This is a genomic window from Variovorax sp. GW460-12-1-14-LB1, assembly GCF_059423605.1.
Genome location: NZ_JBWKYF010000145.1, coordinates 1 through 5,608, shown reverse-complemented (window position 1 = coordinate 5,608; position 5,608 = coordinate 1). Strand labels below are relative to the sequence as shown.

The 5,608-nt window shown below is 71.0% G+C and carries 5 protein-coding genes; 1 reads left to right on the top strand and 4 read right to left on the bottom strand.

The features are described from left to right. The 4 genes from AC07Y4_RS32600 to AC07Y4_RS32585 all read right to left on the bottom strand — a co-directional run. The coding region (locus tag AC07Y4_RS32600; protein WP_495275673.1) for a sigma-54-dependent transcriptional regulator at positions 1 to 1,339 on the bottom strand (1,339 nt) is incomplete at its 3' end. 5 nt (positions 1,340 to 1,344) lie between these two features. Continuing rightward, on the bottom strand, positions 1,345 to 3,042 hold the full coding sequence (locus tag AC07Y4_RS32595) for a two-component system sensor histidine kinase NtrB (RefSeq protein WP_487848072.1): 1,698 nt from the start codon (positions 3,040 to 3,042) through the stop codon (positions 1,345 to 1,347). Then, a complete protein-coding gene (locus tag AC07Y4_RS32590; RefSeq protein ID WP_062480350.1) occupies positions 3,039 to 3,296 on the bottom strand; it encodes a PP0621 family protein in 258 nt (85 codons plus the stop codon). The genes AC07Y4_RS32595 and AC07Y4_RS32590 overlap by 4 nt, the downstream gene beginning before the upstream one ends. After that, positions 3,293 to 4,105: a cytochrome C assembly family protein gene (locus tag AC07Y4_RS32585; protein ID WP_056575582.1), complete on the bottom strand. Its 813-nt coding sequence runs from the start codon at positions 4,103 to 4,105 to the stop codon at positions 3,293 to 3,295. The genes AC07Y4_RS32590 and AC07Y4_RS32585 overlap by 4 nt, the downstream gene beginning before the upstream one ends. A gap of 160 nt (positions 4,106 to 4,265) precedes the next feature. Here AC07Y4_RS32585 and ffh point away from each other — a divergent pair. Next, on the top strand, positions 4,266 to 5,608 hold a 1,343-nt coding region (ffh, locus tag AC07Y4_RS32580), incomplete at its 3' end, for a signal recognition particle protein (protein WP_495275672.1).

Genomic DNA, 5,608 nt, shown 5'->3' with positions numbered 1-5,608 from the left:
GGGGCTTGGGCTCGACCGCCGGCGCGGGGGCCGCAGCCACCGCAACGGCGGCTGGCGCTTCAGCGGATTCGTTGCGCTGCGCGGCCGGCATCGGCGTCATCGCGCCCATCAGGTCGATGTGCAGCTCGTCGCCGTCGTTCAGTGCCACGGCGCGGTGCAGCAGGTTCTCGAGCTCGCGCACGTTGCCGTCGAGCGGGTGCTGGGCCAGGCGCTGCAGCAGCGCGTCGGACAGGCGCGGCACGGGCAGGCCGCCGTCCTGCGCGATGCGCGCGAGCAGCGCGGTGCACAGCGCGGGCAGGTCTTCGCGGCGCTCGCGCAGCGCGGGCACGGCGATCTCGATCACGTTGAGGCGGTAGAACAGGTCCTGCCGGAAGCGGCCGGCCAGCACCTCAGCGTGCAAATCTTTATGGGTGGCGCTCACGATGCGCACGTCGACCGCGTCTTCCTGCGTCGAGCCGATGGCGCGCACGCTGCGTTCCTGGATGGCGCGCAGCAGCTTCGACTGCATGGCCAGCGGCAGGTCGCCGATTTCGTCGAGGAACAGCGTGCCGTCGCGCGCCGCCTGGAAGTAGCCATCGCGGTCCTGCGAGGAGCCGGTGTACGAGCCCTTCTTGGCGCCGAAGAACTCGGCCTCGAGCAGGTTCTCGGGAATCGCGCCGCAGTTCACCGCGACGAAGGGACCTTCGCTGCGCTGGCTGCAGCCGTGCACGGCGCGTGCGACCAGCTCCTTGCCGGTGCCCGACTCGCCGCGCACCAGCACCGGCGCCATGCCGCGCGCCACCTTGGCGATGCGCGACTTCACGAGGCGCATCGGGTCGGAGTCGCCGACCAGCCGGTCGAGCGCGGTGGCGCCGCTGCGCGTCACGGCCAGCGCGTCGGGGCGTTCGCCGCCCTGGCCGGCGGCCTGCGGCGGCGCCTTCTGCGGCACGACCACCGCGGCGCGGTTGGCCTGCACGGCCGACGCCACCACGGCGCGGAACTGCTTCAGGTCGACCGGCTTCGTGAGGTAGTCGAAGGCGCCGGCCTTCAGCGCCTCGACCGCGTTCTCGGCGGAGCCGTAGGCCGTCATGACCACGCAGCGTTCGCTGCGCTGGTCTTTCTGGATGCGGTGGATGATCTCCATGCCTTCGCCGTCGGGCAGCCGCATGTCGGTGATCACGGCGTCGAAGCGGCCGGCCTCCAGGTGCTGCCAGGCTTCGGACACGCTGCCCGCCGCTTCGACCCGGTAGCCTTCACGCAGCAGCGTGAGTTCGTACAGCGTGCGCAGGTCGGGCTCGTCGTCGATGACAAGGATCTGCGCGGGGCGCGGGGCGGCGGCGGAAGACGGGAGGGAGCTCACGGCCGCTATTGTGTCAGCCGGTTTTCGCTCGGTGCGAAGCTGACGAAGAATTCGTTGCCCTCGGGGCCGCCCGGCACCAGCGCGCGCCGTTCGTAGCCGATGGTGGCGCCGTGGCGCCGGCACAGCTCGCGGCACAGGAAGAGGCCCAGGCCGCTGGAACGGCTCTCGGACGAGAAGAAGGGTTCGAACAGGTGGCGCTGCACCGCCGGCTCCAGCGGCGCGCCGTCGCTCCACACCAGCAGCGCGGGGCGCTGCACGCCGGCGCGCTGCACCGTGGTGATGACCTGGATCGCGCCCTCGCGCTGGCTGGCGTAGCGCGCCGCGTTGTCCAGCAGGTTCACCAGCAGGCGGCGCAGGTGCTCGGCCTCGAAGCGCACCTCGCTGCCCGGCGCGTCGAGCGCCACGCGCACGCCCTTGCGCTGGGTCTGGCGTATCCATTCCTCGGCCAGGATCTGCGCGGCCGGGTCGAGCACCAGCTGCTCGCCCAGCGAGAGCACGCGCTGTTGGCGCGCGCGCGAGACGTCGAGCACGTCGTCCACGATGCGCGCCAGGCGCTGCGCGTTGTGCTGGACCATGTCGGTCAGCTTGCGGTGCGCCGGGTCGGTCAGGTCTTCGCTGAGCAGCGCGCTGGCCTGCGCGATGGCGGCCAGCGGGTTGCGGATTTCATGCGCCACCGCGGCCGACATGCGGCCCATCGCGGCGAGCTTTTCGGTGCGGATGCGGGCTTCGAGCTCGCGCAGGTCCTGCAGGAACATCACGCACAGGCTGTCGGCGCGGCGGTCGTCGGTGGGCGTGAGCCGGGTGCGCACGCGCACCTCGCGCGCCGCGCCGCGGGCCTGTGCCACCGGGATCTCTTCGGTCTGCGGCGCGCGCCGCGCGAAGGTCTGGCGCGCCAGCGCAGCCAGCGCATGCCAGGCCGGTTGGGTGTGCAGCGGGAACGGCAACGCCAGTTGCGCCAGGCCCTGGCCGAGGATCGCGTCGGCCGCCGGGTTGGCTGCGTGCACCAGGCCGTCCGTGTCGATCACCAGCACGCCTTCGCTCAGGGTTTCGATCACCAGGTCGTTGACCTGCGCCTGCATCTGCGCGTGGCTGCGGCTGCGCTGCGCCACCGCTTCTTCGCGTGCCAGCCGGCGCGCGAGCTCGTGCGCGAGCAGCGCCACCACGAACAGGCCGGTGCCGGTGAGGGCGGCCTGCACGAAGCGCGCCGAGGCATCGGTGGGTTGCTGCAGCCAGTGCCAGCCGGCGTCGGCCAGCAGCAGCAGCGTCACGGTGGCCGTGGTGCCCAGGCCCACGAGCAGCGTGCCGAGCACCGCGCTCATCAGCACCGGCAGCGCGAACAGCGGCGTGTAGTTGACGCTGCCGCCCTGCAGCACCTGCAAGGCGCTGAAGATGCCCAGGTCGACCCCGATGGTCAGGAGCCAGAGCGTCGAGAAGCCGCGGATCGGCGGCTCGAAGTGCGCGTAGCGCATCTCCAGCCAAGCCAGCACGAGGTAGCCGCCCGACAGCACGATCGGCAGCGGCTGCACGGCCTGCCCGATGGCGAAGGCCACGCCCTGCAGCAGCACCAGCACCACCGCCACGAAACAGCGCGCCGCCATGAAGCCGCGCCACAGCCGCAGCAGGGCCGTGCTGTCGCCGGCGCCCAGGTCGAGCACGTCCCAGTCGGTGGCCGGCTCGCCGCGCGACCGGCGCAAGGAACTCATGCGGAGGTGCCGGCCTGGCGGTGCGCGGCGCTGCAGAACACCGCGCCGTCCGGCCCGGGGAGTGCGTCGGCCGCGGGCAGGTGCAGCCCGCAGTGGGCGCAGCGCACCATCGCCTGCGGCGGGCCGACGGCCGGCGTGCGCTGCTGTGCCTTCTTGGCGCGTTCTTGCTGTGCGTCGCGCATCTCTTCGCGCCGGTTCTTGCGCCAGAGCCAGATCGCGACCCACACCACCGCGAGGACGAGCAGGTACTTCATGCGGGCAGGCGCGTCAGCACGACTTCGAGCACGAAGCGCGAGCCCACATAGGCCAGCAGCAGCAGCGCCGCGCCCGCATACAGCACGCGCCGCGCCGTGCGTCCGCGCCAGCCGAAGCGCGCGCGCCCGGTCAGCAGGACCGCGAAGCTGAGCCAGGCGAGCACCGAGAAGATGGTCTTGTGGTCCCATTTCCAGGCACGGCCGGCGGCGCCGTAGAGCTGCTCGCTGAACAGCAGGCCGGCCAGCAGCGTGGCCGAGAGCAGCACGAAGCCCGCGGTGACGAAGCGGAAAGTGAGCCGTTCCAGCGTGAGCAGCGGCACGCCGGCCTGCGCATCGGCGCTGGCGAGGCGGATCTGCTTTTCGGCCCGCGTGATCAGCCAGGCGTGCACCACGGCGGCGCCGAACAGGCCGTACGAGGCGATGCCCAGTGCGAGGTGCAGCGGCAGCCAGGGCGAGGCGCTGACATGCAGCGGCGTGCCCGGGAACAGCAGCGCCAGCAGCACGGCGGCCGCGCCCAGCCAGGCCAGCGCACGGCGTGCCTTCAGTTGCGGGTACAGGCGGCTTTCGACCGCGTAGACCGTGAGCACCAGCCACGCCGTGACCGACAGCGCCGGCGCAAAACCGAAGCGAGGGTCGCCGCCGATCAGCCCGTGGCCGAGCACCGCAGCGTGCAGCAGCCATGCGATGCCGAGCGCCCATTGGGTGGTCTGGCGGCTGAGCCGCGCACCGGCGGCAGCGGCAAAACCGTAGGCTGCCGCGGTGGCGATGCCCAGCGCCACGCCGAGTGGGGAGGGGATCGCTAAAATCATCGGTGGAGTGTATAGGCTCGTCCCCCGGCTTCGCGCACGTCGCGTCGCTTCGCCCACCCCCGCCGGGGGCACCCCCGCGAGAGAGCGGGCCCACATACCGCTTCCAGGTTTTCACGACTTTCCATCGGTCCGCTGCCGCGGACAACAAGGTATTTCCTTCATGGCCACCGCCCTCACCGAAAAGTTCTCCCGCCTCGTCAAGACGATGAGCGGCCAGGCGCGCATCACCGAAAGCAACGTGCAGGATATGCTGCGCGAGGTGCGCATGGCGCTGCTGGAGGCCGACGTGGCGCTGCCCGTGGTGCGCGACTTCGTCGCCCGCGTGAAGGAGAAGGCGCTCGGCCAGGAAGTGCTGGGCTCGCTCAAGCCGGGCCAGGCGCTGGTGGGCATCGTCAACCGCGAACTCGCCGCCACCATGGGCGAGGGCGTGTCGGACATCAACCTCGCGGCCCAGCCGCCGGCCGTGATCCTCATGGCCGGCCTGCAGGGCGCCGGCAAGACCACCACCACCGCCAAGCTGGCCAAGCACCTGATCGAGAAGCGCAAGAAGAAGGTGCTCACCGTGTCGGGCGACGTGTACCGCCCGGCCGCCATCGAGCAGCTCAAGACCGTCACCAAGCAGGCCGGCGCCGAGTGGTTCCCGAGCACGCCCGACCAGAAGCCGCTGGACATCGCGCGCGCCGCGCTCGACCACGCTAGGCGCCACTACTTCGACGTGCTGCTGGTCGACACGGCCGGCCGCCTGGCGATCGACGAAGTGCTGATGACCGAGATCAAGCAGCTGCACGCCGAGCTCGATCCGGTCGAAACCCTGTTCGTGGTCGATGCCATGCAGGGCCAGGACGCGATCAACACCGCCAAGGCCTTCAAGGAGGCGCTGCCCCTCACCGGCATCATCCTGACCAAGACCGACGGCGACTCGCGCGGCGGCGCGGCGCTGTCGGTGCGCCAAGTGACGGGCGTGCCGATCAAGTTCGCCGGCGTGAGCGAGAAGATCGACGGCCTCGAGGTGTTCGACGCCGAGCGCCATGCGGGCCGCATCCTGGGCATGGGCGACATCGTCGCGCTGGTCGAGCAGGTCACGGCCGGCGTCGACGTGGCGGCGGCGCAGAAGCTCGCGGCCAAGGTCAAGAGCGGCGCGGGCTTCGACCTGAACGACTTCCTCGGCCAGCTGCAGCAGATGAAGCAGATGGGCGGCCTCTCCAGCCTGATGGACAAGCTGCCGCAGCAGATGGCCGCCAAGGCCACCGAGGCCGACATGACCCGCGCCGAGCGCGACATCCGCCGCAAGGAAGGCATCATCCAGAGCATGACGCCGCTGGAGCGCCGCAAGCCCGAGCTGCTCAAGGCCACGCGCAAGCGCCGCATCGCGGCCGGCGCCGGCGTGCAGGTTCAGGAAGTGAACCGCCTGCTCAACGAGTTCGAGCAGATGCAGGGCATGATGAAGAAGATGAAGGGCGGCGGCCTCATGAAGATGATGAAAAAGATGGGCGGCATGAAGGG